This window comes from Lentzea sp. NPDC036949, assembly GCF_055608075.1.
The window spans coordinates 99,134-115,425 of sequence record NZ_JBVJRA010000016.1 but is presented as its reverse complement, the minus strand read 5'-3'; the positions used below and the strand labels follow the sequence as shown (position 1 = coordinate 115,425).

The following is a 16,292-nucleotide window of genomic DNA, read 5'->3' as shown; positions in this document are numbered from 1 at the left end:
CCGGGCCGGCTCCCCTGCTCGTCGATGTTGGCCCGGCGGCGGCGAATCCGTACGCTCTGTGCACAGGATGGAACTTCCGCAGCTCGCCCGCCGCTGGATGCACGCGCTGACGTCGACCGCGTACATCCCGCTGTCCCACGCCGAGATCGAGCAGACCCTGCTCGACGCGCTGCACACGCTGGCCGACTCCCCCGAAGCGGTTGCGAAACGGCTGGTGTCACTGCACGCAACCGGCCCGGAGTCGTTGCGCGTCACGATCGAGCTGCTCTCCCCCACCTTCGGCCTGCCAGTGCTCGCCCAGCTCAGCTCGGCGTACGCGCAGGCCATGCGGATGGACGCGTTCGACCAGCAGGAGCAGATCAAGGTCGCGATCGTGCGGGCCAAACAGCGGGTCGAGCGCACGCTCAAGGTCAGCCAGGCGCGGTTCCAGGAGGTGTTCGACTCCGCCGCGCTGGGCATCGTGATCACGGACTTCAACGGCCGCTGCGTCGAGGCGAACGACGCGCTGGCCGAGATCATCGGACTGGAGTCGGGCGCGGACCTGCACGGGCGCGACCTGACCGACTTCTACCACCCGGACGACCTGGCCGCGTTGAGCGCGTCGTACCAGCAGGTGCGCGACGGGCACGTCGACCGCTTCCGCGACCAGCGCAAGCTGATCCGCGTGGACAGCGAGCCGGTGTGGGTGCACCTCGCGGTGTCGGTGCTGCGCGACGCGGACGGCGAGCCGACGCACCACGTGACGATGGTCGAGGACATCAGCGAGCTGCACCTGTTGCAGCGCAGCCTCGACCACCAGCTGCTGCACGACTCGCTCACCGGCCTGTCGAACCGACAGCACTTCGTGACGCAGGTCGAACGCCGCCTCGACACCGACCAGGTCACGCTCTACCACCTCGGCCTGGACGCGTTCTCGGTCGTCAACAACGGTCTCGGCCACGACACCGGCGACAAGCTGCTCAAGATCGTCGCGAACCGGCTCGGCAAGCTCGCCGGCGAGAAGCACGCCGTGCTGGCCCGGATCGGCGGCGACGAGTTCGCGTTGCTGACGGTCTCCGACACCGTCACCACGACCGTCGAGGAGATCCAGGACGCACTCGCGGAACCGACCTTCGTGGACGACCACGGCATCGCGCTGTCGGCCAGCATCGGCGTGGTGGACCGGCCGCCCGCGTTCGCGACCGCGGGTGAGCTGATGCGGTGCGCGAACGCCGCGCTGCGCCAGGCGAAAGCGCGCGGCAAACGGCAGTGGGCGTTGCACGACCCGCACGACGACGCGCGCAGGCGGGGCCGGTACGCGCTGGCGGCGTCGATGCCCGGCGCCTGGGAGCACGGTGAGCTGAAGATCGTCTACGCGCCGGTGCACGACCTGGAGACCCGGGAGCTGCTCGGCGCCGTCGCCCGCCTGCACTGGGACGACCTGAGCCACAACGACACCATGGCGCTCGCCGACTCGACCGGCCTGTCCCTGCCGCTGGGCCGGTGGCTGCTGCGCGAGGCGTGCGGGCAGGCCGCGGCCTGGGTGGCGAAGCTCGGTGAGCGCGCTCCCACGCTGCACGTCGCACTGGGCGCCCTGCAGTCCCGGGACGAGGACCTGGTCGCCGACGTCAAACGCGCCCTCGACGAGACCGGCCTGCCCCCGGAACGGCTGCGGATCGCGCTCGACATCTCCTCCGTGCTGGCCGGCGACGACAACGCGCTGGTGCTGCACGACAGCGGCATCGTCGTCGCGCTCGACGGCTTCCGCGGCGGCCACGACGAACTGGCCGTGCTCGCCGAGGTGCCGGTCCGCTCGGTGATCACCCGCGCACCGGCACAGGGCCCCGGCTCGCCGCTGCTCCAGCCGATGCGCGACCTCGTGACCACCGTGCACGGCCTCGGCGTGCGGTTCGGCGTCGACGAGGTGCACACGGCGGAGGAGGCCGACCTCTGGCGTTCACTGGGCGCCGACGGGGTGATCGGCCTGCTGCCCGCACTGACCGCCGACGAGGTGACCGAGCTGCTCACAACTGCTTCACCGCCGCCAGCAGCTTCGTGAGCGAGTCCTTCGCGTCACCGAACAGCAGCGTCGTCTTCGGGTTGTACAGCAGCTCGTTGTCCACACCCGCGAACCCCGGCCGCATCGACCGCTTCATGAACACCACGGACTTCGCGCGGTCCACGTCGAAGATCGGCATGCCGTAGATCGGGCTGGACGGCTCGTCGCGCGCTCCCGGGTTCACCACGTCGTTCGCGCCGACCACCACGGCCACGTCCACCGACGTGATGCCGGGGTTGACGTCGTCGAGCTCCTTGAGCTGCTCGTACGGCACGTCGGCCTCGGCCAGCAGCACGTTCATGTGCCCCGGCATGCGCCCGGCGACGGGGTGGATGCCGTACGCCACCGACACCCCGCGCTGTTCGAGCTGTGCCACGAGCTCACGCACGGCGTGCTGCGCCTGGGCGACCGCGAGCCCGTAACCGGGCACCACCACCACGTTGTTCGCGTACCCCAACAGGATCGCGACGTCCTCGACCGTGCCCGACTTGACCGGCCGCTGCTCTTCTCCCTGCGCCGCAACGGTTGCGGTCTTGAACGCCCCGAACAGGATGTTCGTGAGCGACCGCCCCATCGCCTGCGCCATCAGCCGGGTGAGGATCGTGCCGGACGCGCCGACGAGCGTGCCCGCGACGATCAGCAGCGTGTTCGCCAGCACGTAGCCCGACGCCGCGACCGCGAGGCCGGTGAACGCGTTGAGCAACGAGATCGCGATCGGCACGTCCGCGCCACCCACCGGCAGCACGAACAACGCACCGAGCGCGAGCCCGACGACCGCCAGGAGCCACAGCAGCAGCCCGGACTCGGAGCTGACCACCAAGGCGCACAGGGCGATCGACGACACCGCGGCCGCGATCGCGAGCTGCTGACCGGCCGGCAGCAGCACCGGGCGGGTCGTCATCAGCTCCTGCAGCTTCAGGAACGTCACCACCGAGCCGGAGAAGCTGACCGAGCCGATCAGCACCGTGAGCACGGTCGCGAGGCTGAACAGGAACCCCGGGTCGGGCACCGCGAAGAACTCGGCCAGCGCCACGAGTGCCGCGGCGGCGCCACCGACACCGTTGAACAGCGCCACCATCTGCGGGATGGCGGTCATCTTCACCGACCGCGCGGCCGGGATGCCCACCACCACACCGAGTGCGACGGCGAGCAGAATCCACAGTCCGTTGTGGACGACGCCGTGGACGTAGGCGGTGACGACGGCGACCAGCATGCCGAACGCGCCGATGAAGTTGCCGTAGCGCGCGTACCTCGGCGAGCTCAGGCCCTTCAGCGCCAGGATGAAGCAGAGCGCGGCGACGAGGTACATCAGCTGGACGGTCATCGTTTGAACATCTCCAGCATCCGGTCGGTCACCACGAACCCGCCCACCACGTTCACCGTCGCCAGGAACACCGCCAGCAGCCCCAGGACGAGCTCCAGCGTGCTCTCCGCGGACCCGGTGATGAGGATCGCGCCCACCAGGATCACGCCGTGGATGGCGTTGGCGCCGGACATCAGCGGCGTGTGCAGGATCGTGGAGACCTTCGAGACCACCTCGAAGCCCACGAACACGGCCAGCACGAAGATCGTCAGCAGGTCGATCACGGCAACTCCTTGCGGATCCGGCCGTCGTGGGTCACGCAGCAGCCGGCGAGCACCTCGTCGTCGAGGTCCGGCAGGACGACGCCGTCCACGACCATCAGCTTGAGCAGGTTGAGGACGTTGCGCGAGTACAGGCGGCTCGCGTGCACGGGCATGGAGGACGGCAGGTTCCGCACGCCGTGCACCAGCACCTCGCCGACCCAGTTCTCCTCCCCGGCAACGGTGTCGGTGCAGTTGCCACCGGACTCCGCTGCCAGGTCGACGAGCACGGAACCGGGCGGCATCGCCTTGAGCATGTCGGTGGTCACGAGCACCGGCGCCTTGCGGCCGGGGATCGCGGCCGTGGTGATGACGACGTCCGAGGCGGCGACGTGGGCGCCGATCAGTTCCCGTTGGCGTTCCAGGAACTCCTCGGACTGCACGGAGGCGTAGACGCCGGACTGGGTCTCCAGGTCGAGCTCCAGGAACTTCGCGCCGAGGCTGCGGACCTCCTCGCCCGCGGCCTTGCGCACGTCGTAGGCCTCGACGACGGCGCCGAGGCGGCGTGCGGTCGCGATGGCCTGCAGGCCCGCCACCCCGGCGCCCAGCACGAGGACCTTGGCCGGGGGGACGGTGCCCGCCGCGGTGGTGAACATCGGCAGGAAGCGCGGTAGTCGTTCGGCGGCGACCAGGACCGCGCGGTAACCGGAGACCAGGGCCTGCGAGGACAACGCGTCCGCGCTCTGGGCTCGGGTGACGCGGGGCAGGAGGTCGAAGCTGAAGGACGTGACCCGTCGCTCGGCGTACACGCGGATCAGGTCCTGGTCGGTGGCGGGTTGCAGGAAGCTGATGGTGACGGCGCCCGGTTTCAGCCGGGACGCCTGCTCCGGGGTCAGCGGTTGGACGGACACGACGACGTCGGACTCGGCGGTCGGGTCCTCGGACGTCACGGTCGCCCCGGCCGCCCGGTAGGCGGCGTCGGGAGCGTGCGCGTGGCGCCCCGCACCTTCTTGGACGTGCACGGTCAGACCGGCATCGACCAGCGACGACACCGTTTCCGGTACGCAGGCGACGCGACGCTCGGCGGGCCGCGACTCTGCGGGTGTTCCCACTTTCACCGTACGCACGTTACGCGATCAAAGGTGACCTGGGCCACATCACAGTTGCCAGAGCACCGCACCGGCGAGGGTGAGGCACCCGACGAGCCCAACGGCGGGCACGAACCGCTTACCGAGCGTCCACGCGCTGGCGTTGGCGATCGCGTAGTAGAGCAGCACGCAGAACGAGCTGAACACGATCGCCCGAGTGACGTCGACGGTGAGCACCAACACGATCGCGACCAGGCCGGTGGCGACCTCGGCGGCGCGCAGGTCCGCGAGCAGACCCGGCAGCCTGCGGTCGCGCGCCATCGCCAGAGCGGTCCGGCTGACGCCCAGCTGCAACGACAGCAGCGAGCCGAGCGCGGCCAGGCAGGCGGCGACCCGGATCACCGGTGCCAGCGCGGGTGACACGTCGGCGAGCGTCCTCGTGGCGAGGTCGCTGCCCAGCGCGCTCAATGCGGTGACCGCGACGGCCGCGTACACGACGAGCGTGATCGCCAACGAGATGACCACGGCACGGGGAATGGTTCGCTCCGGTTCCTTGACCTCCTCTCCGAGGGTCGCGATGCGCGCGTAGCCGGCGAACGCGAAGAACAGCAGCGCGGCGGCGGGAAGGATTCCCGCGGACAGGAACTCCGCCGGCTGCACGGCTTCACGCGCGGTCACGGTCGTCGCGACGAGCACCAGCAGCACCGCGACCACGATGGCCCTGGTGACCAGCGCGGACTTCTGCACACCGGTCAGGTTGAGCACCGTCAGCGCCACGATCGCCGCCACGGCAACGGTTTTCGGTGCGCCGGCGTAGGTGCCGACGGTCAGCGCCATGGCCGCGCACGACGCCGTCTTGCCGAGCACGAACGCCCACCCGGCCAGGTCGCCCCACACCCGCCCGAGGCGTTCCCGGCCGTAGACGTACGTGCCGCCGGAGCGCGGGTACCGCGCCGCGAGCCAGGCGCTCGACAACGCGTTGCAGCAGGCGATCACGCCCGCGATCACCAGGCTGACGAGCAGTGCGGACCCGGCGGCCGCCGCGGCCGGGGCGAACACCGCGAAGACACCGGCGCCGATCATCGAGCCGAGCCCGACGAAGACGGCGTCGGTGAGGGTCAGGCTTCTGGCGAGCTGCACGTGGTCAGTGTGCGACAGGGCACTTCCCGGGGGCCGCCGAGGGGAAGAAGTTCGGCAGCAGTTCACCGGTGTCGTAGTAGCGGTGGTAGACCGGCGTCAGCCCGCCCGACACGGGCGGCACGATCCAGGACCAGTCCGCGGGGCAGGAACGTCCGGCGGCCTCCTCCTTCTCCAGGTGCGTCAGGAACCTCTTCGACTCGGTGTGGTGGTCGGTGATCGTGACACCGGCCTGGGCGAACGAGTGCAGGACGGCGCGGTTGAGCTCCACGAGGGCCCGGTCGCGCCACAACGTCGCCTCCGACGACATGTCCAGGCCCATCCGCTTGGCGAGGTAGGGCAGCAGGTCGTACCGGTCGTGGTCGGCCAGGTTGCGGGCGCCGATCTCGGTGCCCATGTACCAGCCGTTGAAGGGGGCGCACGGGTAGTCGATGCCACCGATGCGCAGGCGCATGTTGCTGATCGCCGGGACCGCGTGCCACTTCACGCCGAGCTTGGCGAGCCACGGCAGGTCGGGGTGCGACAGCGGCACCTCGAGCACCGCGTCGGCGGGGATCTCGACCAGCGCGGGCTCGTGGCCCTCGCAGGAGACCAGCAGCGGCAGCACGTCGAACGGCCCGCGCGTGGCGGGCGGCTGCCACCCGTGCTCGACGGCGAGCTCGGTGAGCGCGAGGTTGCGGGCGTCGCCGAGCACCCCGCCGTCGGGCCCGCGGTAGGCGGCGTAGCGGATGATCTGCTCGTTGAGGACCTGCGGGGCGGGCATGCCGGGCTCGGCCGGGGAGAAGATCGAGATGACCGGCCGGATCTTCCCCTCGTTCGTGGCGACGCGGAGGTGTTCGACGCACTCCGCGGCCACGTCGGCGGGGGCGGACAGCTCCCGCAGGTCGCGCACCTTCAAGCTCCGCCAGTAGAGGCGGCCGATGCAGCGGGAGCTGTTGCGCCAGGCCACCCGTGCGCCGAAGGTCAGCTCGGCGGCGGTGTGGCGGTAGGTGCCGGTCGCCGCGATCTCGGCGTGCACCTCGGCGAGCCGGGCTTCGACCGGACCCAGGTCGGGGTGTTCGGCGTGGTGCAGGCGGACGAAGTCCTCCACCTCGGCGATGTCGAGCTCGCCGGCGGTCTCGCCCGGCGCCGGGGGGAACGCCGTGAGGGAACGGGGCATCACATCAGTCGGGACGGGGGTCATGGCGAGGCACCGTATCGCCGCTTTCGTGTGGCGAAAACCGCCTCTCGCGCTACACCGGTTGGATCATTGGACCGCATCCGACTCGCTCAGCGAGTACTTGATACCGCAACCGGGTGACGATGCCTGCGACAAAGAATGGTCTTCGACCGTTATCTCGCCGCAACCGAACATTTATCAGTGATCCACGTCACCGCCCGGTTCGACCCGGTCGAGTGAACCCACGGGCGTGGGCATCGCGGGCACCTCCCATGACGAAAAGCGGGCCATGCCGCGCACCGCCACCGCCGCCGGAACCGCGCGGAACACGAGATTGCGCAACGACACCGCGACCGGTGACCGCAGCTCGATCCCGAACCGCCCGGCCGTCCGCGACCCCCGCCACACCGCCTGCGTGCGCGGCCGTCGCACGGCGTCGTACCGGGCCAGGTCACCGCCGCAGGCCGCCAGCGTCACGGCGTCCTCCAGCGCCATGCACGCGCCCTGCCCCAGGTACGGGACCATCGCGTGGGCCGCGTCCCCGAGCAGCGCCACCCGGCCCGACACGAACGTCCGCAGCGGCGGCAGGTGGTGGACGTCGTGCCGGACCACGGCCGGGGTCGACGCCACCAGGTCCGGGATCGGGTCGTGCCAGCCGCCGAACAGCTCCACCGGGTCGAGGTCGGCCGCGGCCGGCGCCACCCGTGCGAGGTACCAGCAGACCCGGCCGTCGCCCAGCGGCAGCACGCCCGCCTCGCCGCCGGGACCGAGCGTCTGCGTGATCGGCAGCTCGAAGGGACCCGGTGCCACTCCCCGCCACGCCGTGGCGCCCGCGTACACCGGTCCCGGCGCGTCGGGGAACAGCTGCGCGCGCAGGCGGCTGTTGATGCCGTCCGCCGCCACCACGAGGTCCGCGTCGAGGTCCTCGACGCCGGTGACCTCGGAGTCGGTGAAGAGGACCTCCGGCGGCAACGCGCGCAGCAGCACGCCGTGCAGGTCGGCGCGGTGCATCGCGATGATCTTCTCCTGGCCGACGTCGGGCAGGTGCACCAGCCAACGACCGTCCGACGCGCGCACGCCGCCCGACACCCGCGGCGTCCCCAGCCGCCGGACCTCGTCCTCCAACCCCATCCACGACAGCGCCCGCAGCGCGTTCGGCATCACCCCCACCCCGGCGCCGATCTCGCCGAACGCGGTGGCGCGCTCGCGGACCTCGACCTCCCAGCCCACGCGCCGCAACGACACCGCTGCCGCCAGTCCCCCGATACCGCCACCGACCACGATCGCCTTCACGGCCACTCTCCTCTACAGGTGTAGAGGACACTACACCTGTAGACTACAGCTGTAGAGATGACGGGGAGCACATGCGCAGGGACCTGATCACCGACGCCGCGATCGACCTGGTGGCGACCTCCGGCATGCGGGGCCTCACGCACCGCGCGGTCGACCGGCAGGCCGGGCTGCCGGAGGGGTCGACGAGCGCCTACTTCCGCACCCGCAAGGCGTTGGTCGAGGGGTTCGTCGAACGGCTCGCGCTGAAGGAGCAGGAGGAGGTCGTCCTCGACCGGGACGACCTGGCCGGCGGTCTCGCCAGGACGGTCGACAACTGGCTGGTGGAGCGGAACCGGACGCTCGCGCGGTACGCGGCGATGCTGGAGGCCACGCACCACCCGGAGCTGCGCTCGATCCTCGCGCACTCCCCGCGGGAACGGGCGACGGAGCTCGCGCAGGCGCTGGGTCACGAGGACCCGGAGGCGTCCGGCGGGCACATCATGGCGTTCCTCGAAGGCCTGCTCTTCTACCGGCTCGTCGGTGGCGGCAGCACGTCGGGACCGGAGCCGGGCACCGAGGAGAGCCGCCAGGACCTGCGCCGGGCCGTCGAAAAGGCGTTGCGACCGTAGGTAGCGTGGGTCCCATGGGATTCGGGTACGGGGTCTTCTACCTCTGAGCCAGGACGTGTCGCCCAGCCACACGTCCTGATTTCGCGTACCCAGAAGAGGATCCGGCATGCGTTCGCATGTTCATCTGACGACCCAAGACCTCACCAAGGGCTATGAGAGCGGTCCCGTCGTCGACGGTGTCTCGCTGAAGGTCTCCGCCGGGCAGCGCCTCGGCATCATCGGTGAGAACGGCCGTGGCAAGACCACGTTGCTCCGCCTGCTCGCCGGCGACCTCGCACCCGACCAGGGAACCGTCACCCGGCACGGTTCGTTGAGCCTGGTGCGACAGGAGATGCCGTTCCAGGAACGGGAGACGGTGGGGGACCTGCTGGACGAGGCGCTGCGCGTGAGCCGGCTCGCACTGTCCGAACTGGACAGTGCGGCGGAGCCGTTCGACGAGCCGCGCTACGAGCGGGCGCTGGCGCACGCGGAGGACGTCGAGGCGTGGGACGCCGAGCGCCGGGCCGGCATCGCGCTCAAGGCGCTCGACGCGGACCACGACAGGGCCACGCCGCTCGCGACCCTGTCGGTGGGGCAGCGCTACCGGGTGCGGCTCGCGTGCCTGCTGGCCGAGCGCGCCGACGTCCTGCTGCTCGACGAGCCGACGAACCACCTGGACGCGGCGGCACTGGGGTTCCTCACCGAGCGCCTGCGGCAGCACCCCGGTGTGACCGTGCTGGTCAGCCACGACCGCGCGCTGCTCGACGACGTCTGCACCCAGCTGCTCGACCTGGACCCGACGCCGGACGGCGAGGTGCGCCTGCACGGCGGCGGCTACCGGGCGTTCAAGGAGGCCAAGCGCGCCGAACGGCAGCGCTGGGAGCAGCGGTTCGCCCAGGAGGCCGCCGAGCACGACGAGCTGGCCGACAGGGTCGAACGCGCGCAGAGCCGGTTGCAGGACGCCTGGCGGCCGCCGAAGGGCGCGTTCAAGCACAAGCGCGGCACCCGTGCGGCGAACAAGATGCGCACCGTCGCCCGCAGGCTGGAGGAGCTCGACGACCAGCGCGTGGCCGCTCCCCCGCCCCCGCTGCGCTTCACGCCACCGGAGCTGGCGGCGAGCGGCGACCTGCTGCACGCGACGCCGCTCGAGGTGCCGGGACGGCTGGTGCTGGACGAGCCGATCTCGCTCGGCGCGGGCGAGAAGCTGCTCGTCGCCGGCCCGAACGGGGCCGGCAAGACCACGTTGCTCAGCGTCCTCGCCGGTCGGCTCGCGCCTGCTCGCGGCACGGTGCACCACGCCGGCAGGGTCGCGCTGCTCGCGCAGGAGTCGTCGTTCGAGGACGAGGACGCCACCGCGGCGCAGGTCTGCCCGCGGGTGGCGGAGCTCGGGCTGCTGACGGCGGGGGACGTCGCGCGGCCGGTCCGGCTCCTGTCCACCGGTCAGCGCAGGAGGCTGGCGCTGGCGGTGGCGCTGAGCGCCGGTCCGCACGTGCTGCTGCTGGACGAGCCGACGAACCACCTGTCGATCGCACTGGTCGACGAGCTGACCGAGGCGCTGCTGCGGACGAGGGCCGCCGTGGCCGTCGCGACCCACGACCGGCAGATGCGGACAGATTTCGGCCGGTGGCGCACCGTGATCCTCAATTCACCTTCACGGAGTCGTGAAAGTTCTGTAGCTTCGGAACAGGTCCTCTACTGAGCACTGGGAGGTGTGCGAGATGACCGAACTGATCTCCGAACAACTGCCGACCACCCGCCAGAACCCGTTCGACCCGCCCGCCGAGATCACCGCCATCCGCGAGAAGGCCCGCATCAGCAGGCTGAAGTTCGCCGACGGCCACCTCGGCTGGCTGGTCACCGGCCACCACCAGGTGCGGGAGGTGCTGGGCAGCCCCAAGTTCACCAACCGCCCCGAAGAGCACCACCTGCTGGACCTGCGGTTCCAGGGGGAGGCTCCACCGGAGAACCGCAAGGTCCAGCCGGGCTTGTTCCTCAGCCAGGACCCGCCCGACCACACCCGGCTGCGCAAGATGCTCCAGGGCCAGTTCACCGTGCGGCGGATGAACCAGCTGTCCGAGTGGATCGGCCAGATCGTCGACGACCAGATCGCGCACATGCGCTCGCTGGGCGGGAAGGCCGACCTGGTCAAGGAGTTCGCGCTGCCGGTGCCCTCGCTGGTGATCTGCGCGCTGCTGGGCGTCGCCTACGACGAACGGCACCGCTTCCAGGAGGACACCGCGAAGATGCTGTCGCTGGAGACCCCCGTCAAGGAGTCCATGGCGGCGTTCGCGCGCATCCAGGAGTTCATGCGCGAGCTGATCGAGCGCAAGAAGGCGAACCCCGGCGACGACATGATCAGCGACCTGATCGCCACGGGTGAGCCGACCGACGAGGAGGCGTCGAACATGGCGCTGCTCCTGCTGCTCGCCGGCCACGAGACCACGGCGAACATGCTGGGCATCGGCACGTTCACGCTCCTGCAGCACCCGGACCAGCTCAAGATCCTGCGCGACGAGCCGGACGTGGTCGACAACGCCGTCGAGGAGCTGATGCGGTACCTGTCGATCATCCACTTCGGACCATCGCGCACGGCGCTGGAGGACGTGGAGATCGACGGCCACCTCATCAAGGCCGGTGACACCGTGGTGATGCACGTGCCGGCCGCGAACCGGGACCCGGAGAAGTTCGGCGGCAACCCCGACGAGCTCGACCTGCGCCGCCCGGCCTCCGGCCACGTCGCGTTCGGCCACGGCATCCACCAGTGCCTGGGCCAGCAGCTCGCCCGCATCGAGATGCGGATCGGCTTCAGCCGGCTGTTCGCGGCGTTCCCGGACCTGCGGCTCGACGTCGCGCCCGAGGAGGTGCCGCTGCGGACCGACATGGGCATCTACGGGGTCCACTCGTTGCCAGTAGCGTGGTGAGCATGAAGATTTCCGTCGACCAGTCGAAGTGCTGCGGTTCGGGGATGTGCGTCCTGACCGACCCGGACCTCTTCGACCAGAACGAAGAGGACGGCACGGTGGTGCTCCTGCAGGAGCACCCCGACGCCGCGCACGAGGCCACCGCGCAGGAAGCGGCCGGCCTCTGCCCGGCGGGCGCGATCACGGTCAGCTGATCCGCGCGCGGTAGCCGTTGGGAGCTGCCAGGCGACATCCGTGCCCCGTCGCCTGGCACCACCGCGCCGCACCACGACGACGTCGAGCCAGGATCAGGACGTCGTGAGCCGCAGTTCGTCCACCTCCGCCTGGAACCCGGCCGCGGTCAGCGTCTCCTCCGCCTGCCGCCAGTGCTCGCGGGCCTCGTCGCCGCGCCCGCACCGCTCCAGCGCGTCGCCCATCACCCGCAGGGACCGCCCCAGCTCCGGCGGCGAGTCCATCTCGCGCGCCGCCTTCAGCGCCAGCCCGGCCAGTCGCAGCGCCTCGTCGGCGGAGGCCGCGAGGCCGGACCGCAGGCGCCACACCCAGATGCGCCCCTGCCGGTCGTCGTGCTCCTCGAAGAACTCCCACGCCGCCGTCAGCTGCTCCTGCGCGGGTGCGACGGCACCGGAGCGCACCAGGGTGTCGGCCAGGAACAACCGGATGTTCGCCGCCATGTCCGGGTCGCCGAGCTTCTGCGCCGCGGCCAGCGACGACCGCAGGAACGCCGCCGACAGGTCGAGCTCGCCGGTGAACTGGTGCAGCCGCCCCAGTTCCAGCGTCGCCATCAGCTCGCTCTGCTCGTCCCCCAGCTGCCCTGCCACGCGCCGCGCCCGTTCCAGGTAGTCCTGCGCCGCGGTCAGACCACCGGCCCGGCGTTCGATGGCGCCCAGCGAGCACAGCACCTCGACCTCGCCGTGCGGGTTGCCGGCGGCCACGAACCGGGTCATCGCCTCCCGGTGCGCGGCGCGAGCCTCCCGCGAGCGGCCGCTCCACTCGTGCATCCACCCCATGCCGTACCAGCCGTACGCCTCGCCCCACACGTCCCCGGCCGCCGCGAAGCCCTCCTGCGCCGACCGGAACTCCGCCGACGCGCCGGCGTAGTCGTGCAGCCGGGCGCGCAGGATTCCGCGCTGCTGGTGCAGCACCGGCTTCAGCGCGGCCGAACCGCACGCGAGGCCGATGTCGTTGATCTGCTCCCAGTCGTCGAAGCGGGCCCGCAGGTCGCAGAACGCCGACGAGCGGATCGCGAGCTGTGCCGCCAGGTCGCCGAGGCCCAGCGCGGCGGCCTGGGTCAGGACCGCCCCGATGTTCAGCCACTCCGCGTCGAACCACTCGGCGGCGTCGCCCAGGTCGAACGGCTCCAACGCCCGCGGGGCCAGGCGGACGCCCTGGTGCGGCAGGTCGGCGTCGGCGCGCGTGACGAGGTCGAGCCAGCGTTCGACCAACGGCTTCAGCGCGGTGGCCGGGTCCTCGTCGGCGGCTTCCCGGCCGAACGCGCGCAGCAGGTCGTGCAGGCGGTAGCGGACCTGACCGAGGGCGTCACGGCCCGCGTAGTCGACGAGGCGGGCGTCGACGAGGGCCTCGACGTGGTCCTCCGCGTCGTCGAGGTCCAGGCCCAGCAACGGCGCCGCCACCCAGGCCGGGAAGTCCGGTGTGTCGACCAGCGACAGCAGCCGGAACGCGCGGCGGTGCGTCTCGTCGAGGCCGTCGTAGGACAGGGCCAGCGACGCGCGCACGTCGAGGTCGCCCAGCGAGAGCTCGTCGAAGCGGCGGCGTTCGTCGGACAGGCGGCCCGCGAGCTTCGCGAGCTGCCAGTGCGGGCGGGCGACCAGCCGGGCCGCGGCGACCCGCAACGCCAGCGGCAACCGCCCGCAGTAGGTCACGATCGCTTGCGCGGCACCGGGTTCCGCGGCGACCCTGACGTCCCCCAGCGCGGACCGCAGCAGGCCCAGCGCGTCCGCGGGCGGCAGCACGTCCAGCGGGACGACGTGCGCGGCCTCCAAGCCCGCGAGCGCGGCCCGTGACGTCACCAGCGCCGCACCGGACGTCGTGCCCGGCAACAACGGCCGCACCTGGGCCTCGTTGACCGCGTTGTCCAGCACGACCAGGACCCGCCGGTCCGACAGCAGGTCGCGGTACAGGTCGATCCGGTCGTCCACAGTGGACGGGATCGCGCCGCCGGACACGCCGAGGCCGCGCAGCAACCGGTCCAGCGCCGCCGCGGGTTCCACCGGCTTCTGCTCACCGCCGCGCAGGTTCAGGTACAGCTGGCCGTCCGGGAACGCGTCGCGCACCAGGTGTGCGCAGTGCACCGCCAGCGAGGTCTTGCCGACGCCGCCGGACCCGGTGACCGTCCACGTACCACCGCCGCGCAACCCGGTCGTCAGCCGCGCCACCTCGTCCGCGCGGCCGGAGAAGTCGCCGACCGCGGGCGGCAGCCACGACGGTCCCGCCTGGACGGCCACCGGTGCGGAAGACCCCGCCAGCACCTCCATGTGCAGCGCGCGCAGCTCGGCGTTCGGGTCGATGCCCAGCTCCTCCGCCAGCACCTCGCCGGCCCTGCGGTACACGTCGAGCGCCTGCGCCTGCTGGCCGGTGCGGTGCAGGGCGAGCATGAGCTGGTACCAGAAGCGTTCCCGCAGCGGGTGGTGCGCGACCAGCGACCGCAGCTCGTCGACGAGCTGGTCGTGCCGTCCCAGCTGGAGCTCGGCGTCGTTGCGCCGCTCCAGCACCTCCCAGCGCTGCTCGTTGAGCCGCTGCACGTCGGTCTGCTCCACGCGCAGCGACGACAGCTGGTCGAGCGCCGGTCCCCGCCACAGCGCCGCCGCCTCGCCGAGCAGCCGCGCCTCGGTCTCCAGGTCCGGTGCCCGGCGCGCCTCGGCCCGCAACCGCTGGAACGTCAGCAGGTCGAGCTGGTCGTCCCCGACGTGGATCGAGTAGCCGGTCGGCCACGTGCGCACGAGCTTGCGGTCCGCGAAGTCGTCCAACGACTGCCTCAAGCGCATGACGTACGTCTGCAACGTCGCCCGCGCCGAACCGGAAGGCTCCTCGCCCCACAGGTGTTCCATCAGCTCGTAGAACGACACGGGCGCGTTGGGCTTCATCAGCAACGCGGCGAGCAGAACGCGCTGTTTGGCCGAGCGCAGTTCCACCGGTCGGCCCGAGTCGAGGACCTGCAACGATCCGAGAACCTTGAACTCCCACCGCGGCATGGCGCAGATCCTAACCAGCCGGTAACCCGGGGTGTCAGCGAAATGTCAGCGGGTGACGTGATGCTTCTCGCCCAGGAAGCGGTCAACCTCCGGTGCCTCCGGCGCGTTGTCGTCGGCCGCTGATCCCGTGACCGGGAGCGGTTCCTGTGGCCCCCCAGCCGGGTGCCGCTCCTGCCTTGCCGTCGCCGGGCCCGAAGCCCGAACCTCTCCTCGGGCCCGGCGACGCCTTCCGCTCAGGCGGCGCCGCGCGACGCCGACATGAACGTCCCCAGCCGCGCGGACAGCTCGTCGGCGGCCTCGTTGCCCCGCAGCCGTTCGACCTCCTGCCGCAACGGCCGCATCCGGTCCCGCGTGCGCACCGACCGGATCGGCCAGGACACCTCGATCGCCCGCACGCCGGCGGCGCGCGCCGGCTCGGGTTCGTTCTGCAGCAGGTAGTTCATCGACAGCGCGGCCAGGCGGAACGACTGGCTGCGCGCCGCGTCCTCACCGCCGGAGGCGATCGCACGCGTCAGCAACGGAATCGCGGTCCGCCCGTACTTCACGTCGCACGTGCGCGCCAGTTCCGTGTGCACCATCCCGCCGATGGACACCAGGTCGGCCTGGTCGAAGAAACGAGCCCACGGCGGTGCGTCTTCGTTGGACGCACGGTCGAACTCTTCTTCTGCACGCGCGAGCTGGCGCAAGGCGTGCTTCTCGGCGCCCATCTTCGCGAACGCCCACGCCTCGTTGGCGTGCAGGATGGACACGGCCAAGGTGGAACCGCTGGCCTGTGCGATGGGCAGTCCGCGCTGGAACGACGCCAAGGCGTCCTCGGCGAGGTCGTAGTGCAGGTGCACGCGTCCCATGCGGTAGAGGATGTTGGCCTCCAACGCGCTGTTGCCGGACGCGCGCGCGAGGTCCATCGCACGGCCGAAGTGCACGTGCGCGGACTCCAGCAGGCCCATGTCGAACGACGCCCAGCCGGCCAGGTTGTGCAGGTCGGCGATGGCCACCTGCAACCGGTGCAGCACCCGGCTGGACGGCCCGGTGTCGAGCAGCGGGTTCGCCCAGTTCAGCAACGCCACGCAGGCGTCGCGGCAGGCACCGCCGCCGTGCTCGTGGTCGAGTGCCCGCAGCGCACCGGTCAGTGCCTCCACGTGCCGTGCGTCGGTCTTGTCCACGCGCACGGGAACTGCGTCGCCGTTGAACATCGCTGGCCCTCCTGACGTGCGCCGGCCACCTGTCGCCAGGTACCCGTCGCACACCGCCGGTACTCACCGCGCCGCCGCCACCATCTCGCTGTCCGGCCTGGTCG

13 protein-coding genes are annotated in these 16,292 nt (G+C 71.3%); 5 read left to right on the top strand and 8 right to left on the bottom strand.

From position 1 onward, the window contains the following. The first annotated feature begins 67 nt into the window (after positions 1-67). Positions 68-2,038: a putative bifunctional diguanylate cyclase/phosphodiesterase gene (locus ACZ7CD_RS34265; protein WP_470380545.1), complete on the top strand. Its 1,971-nt coding sequence runs from the start codon at positions 68-70 to the stop codon at positions 2,036-2,038. Here ACZ7CD_RS34265 and ACZ7CD_RS34260 read toward each other — a convergent pair. The 6 genes from ACZ7CD_RS34260 to ACZ7CD_RS34235 form a co-directional block, all read right to left on the bottom strand. Beyond that, entirely contained in the window at positions 2,004-3,362 is a 1,359-nt protein-coding gene (locus tag ACZ7CD_RS34260; RefSeq protein WP_470375788.1) for an NAD(P)(+) transhydrogenase (Re/Si-specific) subunit beta, read from the bottom strand. The two genes, ACZ7CD_RS34265 and ACZ7CD_RS34260, sit on opposite strands and share 35 nt — an antisense overlap. Beyond that, positions 3,359-3,625 (bottom strand): NAD(P) transhydrogenase subunit alpha part 2, encoded by a 267-nt coding sequence (locus ACZ7CD_RS34255; protein WP_053737731.1) that lies wholly within the window; start codon positions 3,623-3,625, stop codon positions 3,359-3,361. Before ACZ7CD_RS34255 ends, ACZ7CD_RS34260 begins: the two co-directional genes overlap by 4 nt. Next, positions 3,622-4,713 (bottom strand): Re/Si-specific NAD(P)(+) transhydrogenase subunit alpha, encoded by a 1,092-nt coding sequence (locus tag ACZ7CD_RS34250; protein ID WP_458433826.1) that lies wholly within the window; start codon positions 4,711-4,713, stop codon positions 3,622-3,624. Before ACZ7CD_RS34250 ends, ACZ7CD_RS34255 begins: the two co-directional genes overlap by 4 nt. A gap of 45 nt (positions 4,714-4,758) precedes the next feature. Continuing rightward, a complete protein-coding gene (locus ACZ7CD_RS34245; protein WP_360397217.1) occupies positions 4,759-5,829 on the bottom strand; it encodes an APC family permease in 1,071 nt (356 codons plus the stop codon). A 4-nt stretch (positions 5,830-5,833) separates the two neighbouring features. Beyond that, entirely contained in the window at positions 5,834-7,009 is a 1,176-nt protein-coding gene (locus ACZ7CD_RS34240; protein WP_458433828.1) for a nitric oxide synthase oxygenase, read from the bottom strand. A gap of 174 nt (positions 7,010-7,183) precedes the next feature. Next, entirely contained in the window at positions 7,184-8,278 is a 1,095-nt protein-coding gene (locus ACZ7CD_RS34235; protein ID WP_470380544.1) for an FAD-dependent monooxygenase, read from the bottom strand. A gap of 71 nt (positions 8,279-8,349) precedes the next feature. Here ACZ7CD_RS34235 and ACZ7CD_RS34230 point away from each other — a divergent pair, with 71 nt between their 5' ends. From ACZ7CD_RS34230 to ACZ7CD_RS34215, 4 genes are all read left to right on the top strand, one after another. Further along, complete coding sequence (locus ACZ7CD_RS34230) at positions 8,350-8,886, top strand: TetR/AcrR family transcriptional regulator (protein WP_470380543.1); 537 nt, start codon at positions 8,350-8,352, stop codon at positions 8,884-8,886. Between the two features lie 106 nt (positions 8,887-8,992). Then, complete coding sequence (locus ACZ7CD_RS34225) at positions 8,993-10,564, top strand: ABC-F family ATP-binding cassette domain-containing protein (protein WP_470380542.1); 1,572 nt, start codon at positions 8,993-8,995, stop codon at positions 10,562-10,564. Positions 10,565-10,583: 19 nt separating this feature from the next. Continuing rightward, positions 10,584-11,786, top strand: a complete 1,203-nt coding sequence (locus ACZ7CD_RS34220) for a cytochrome P450 (RefSeq protein ID WP_360397213.1) — start codon at positions 10,584-10,586, stop codon at positions 11,784-11,786. 2 nt (positions 11,787-11,788) lie between these two features. Then, positions 11,789-11,980, top strand: coding sequence for a ferredoxin (locus tag ACZ7CD_RS34215; protein WP_360397212.1), 192 nt, complete (start codon positions 11,789-11,791; stop codon positions 11,978-11,980). Between the two features lie 93 nt (positions 11,981-12,073). Here the strand turns inward: ACZ7CD_RS34215 and ACZ7CD_RS34210 are convergent, their stop codons facing one another. Together ACZ7CD_RS34210 and ACZ7CD_RS34205 are read right to left on the bottom strand one after the other, a co-directional pair. Continuing rightward, on the bottom strand, positions 12,074-14,995 hold the full coding sequence (locus ACZ7CD_RS34210) for an AfsR/SARP family transcriptional regulator (RefSeq protein WP_470380541.1): 2,922 nt from the start codon (positions 14,993-14,995) through the stop codon (positions 12,074-12,076). A gap of 233 nt (positions 14,996-15,228) precedes the next feature. Then, positions 15,229-16,188: a transcriptional regulator gene (locus ACZ7CD_RS34205; RefSeq protein WP_470380540.1), complete on the bottom strand. Its 960-nt coding sequence runs from the start codon at positions 16,186-16,188 to the stop codon at positions 15,229-15,231. Positions 16,189-16,292 lie beyond the last annotated feature (104 nt).

Bases quoted from the DNA above. Each gene is read 5' to 3' on its own strand.
- ACZ7CD_RS34220 (WP_360397213.1), top strand. From the start codon at position 10,584: ATGACCGAACTGATCTCCGAACAACTGCCGACCACCCGCCAGAACCCG.
- ACZ7CD_RS34230 (WP_470380543.1), top strand. From the start codon at position 8,350: ATGCGCAGGGACCTGATCACCGACGCCGCGATCGACCTGGTGGCGACC.
- ACZ7CD_RS34215 (WP_360397212.1), top strand. From the start codon at position 11,789: ATGAAGATTTCCGTCGACCAGTCGAAGTGCTGCGGTTCGGGGATGTGC.
- ACZ7CD_RS34260 (WP_470375788.1), bottom strand. From the start codon at position 3,362: ATGACCGTCCAGCTGATGTACCTCGTCGCCGCGCTCTGCTTCATCCTG.
- ACZ7CD_RS34240 (WP_458433828.1), bottom strand. From the start codon at position 7,009: ATGACCCCCGTCCCGACTGATGTGATGCCCCGTTCCCTCACGGCGTTC.
- ACZ7CD_RS34265 (WP_470380545.1), top strand. From the start codon at position 68: ATGGAACTTCCGCAGCTCGCCCGCCGCTGGATGCACGCGCTGACGTCG.
- ACZ7CD_RS34210 (WP_470380541.1), bottom strand. From the start codon at position 14,995: ATGCCGCGGTGGGAGTTCAAGGTTCTCGGATCGTTGCAGGTCCTCGAC.
- ACZ7CD_RS34225 (WP_470380542.1), top strand. From the start codon at position 8,993: ATGCGTTCGCATGTTCATCTGACGACCCAAGACCTCACCAAGGGCTAT.
- ACZ7CD_RS34205 (WP_470380540.1), bottom strand. From the start codon at position 16,188: ATGTTCAACGGCGACGCAGTTCCCGTGCGCGTGGACAAGACCGACGCA.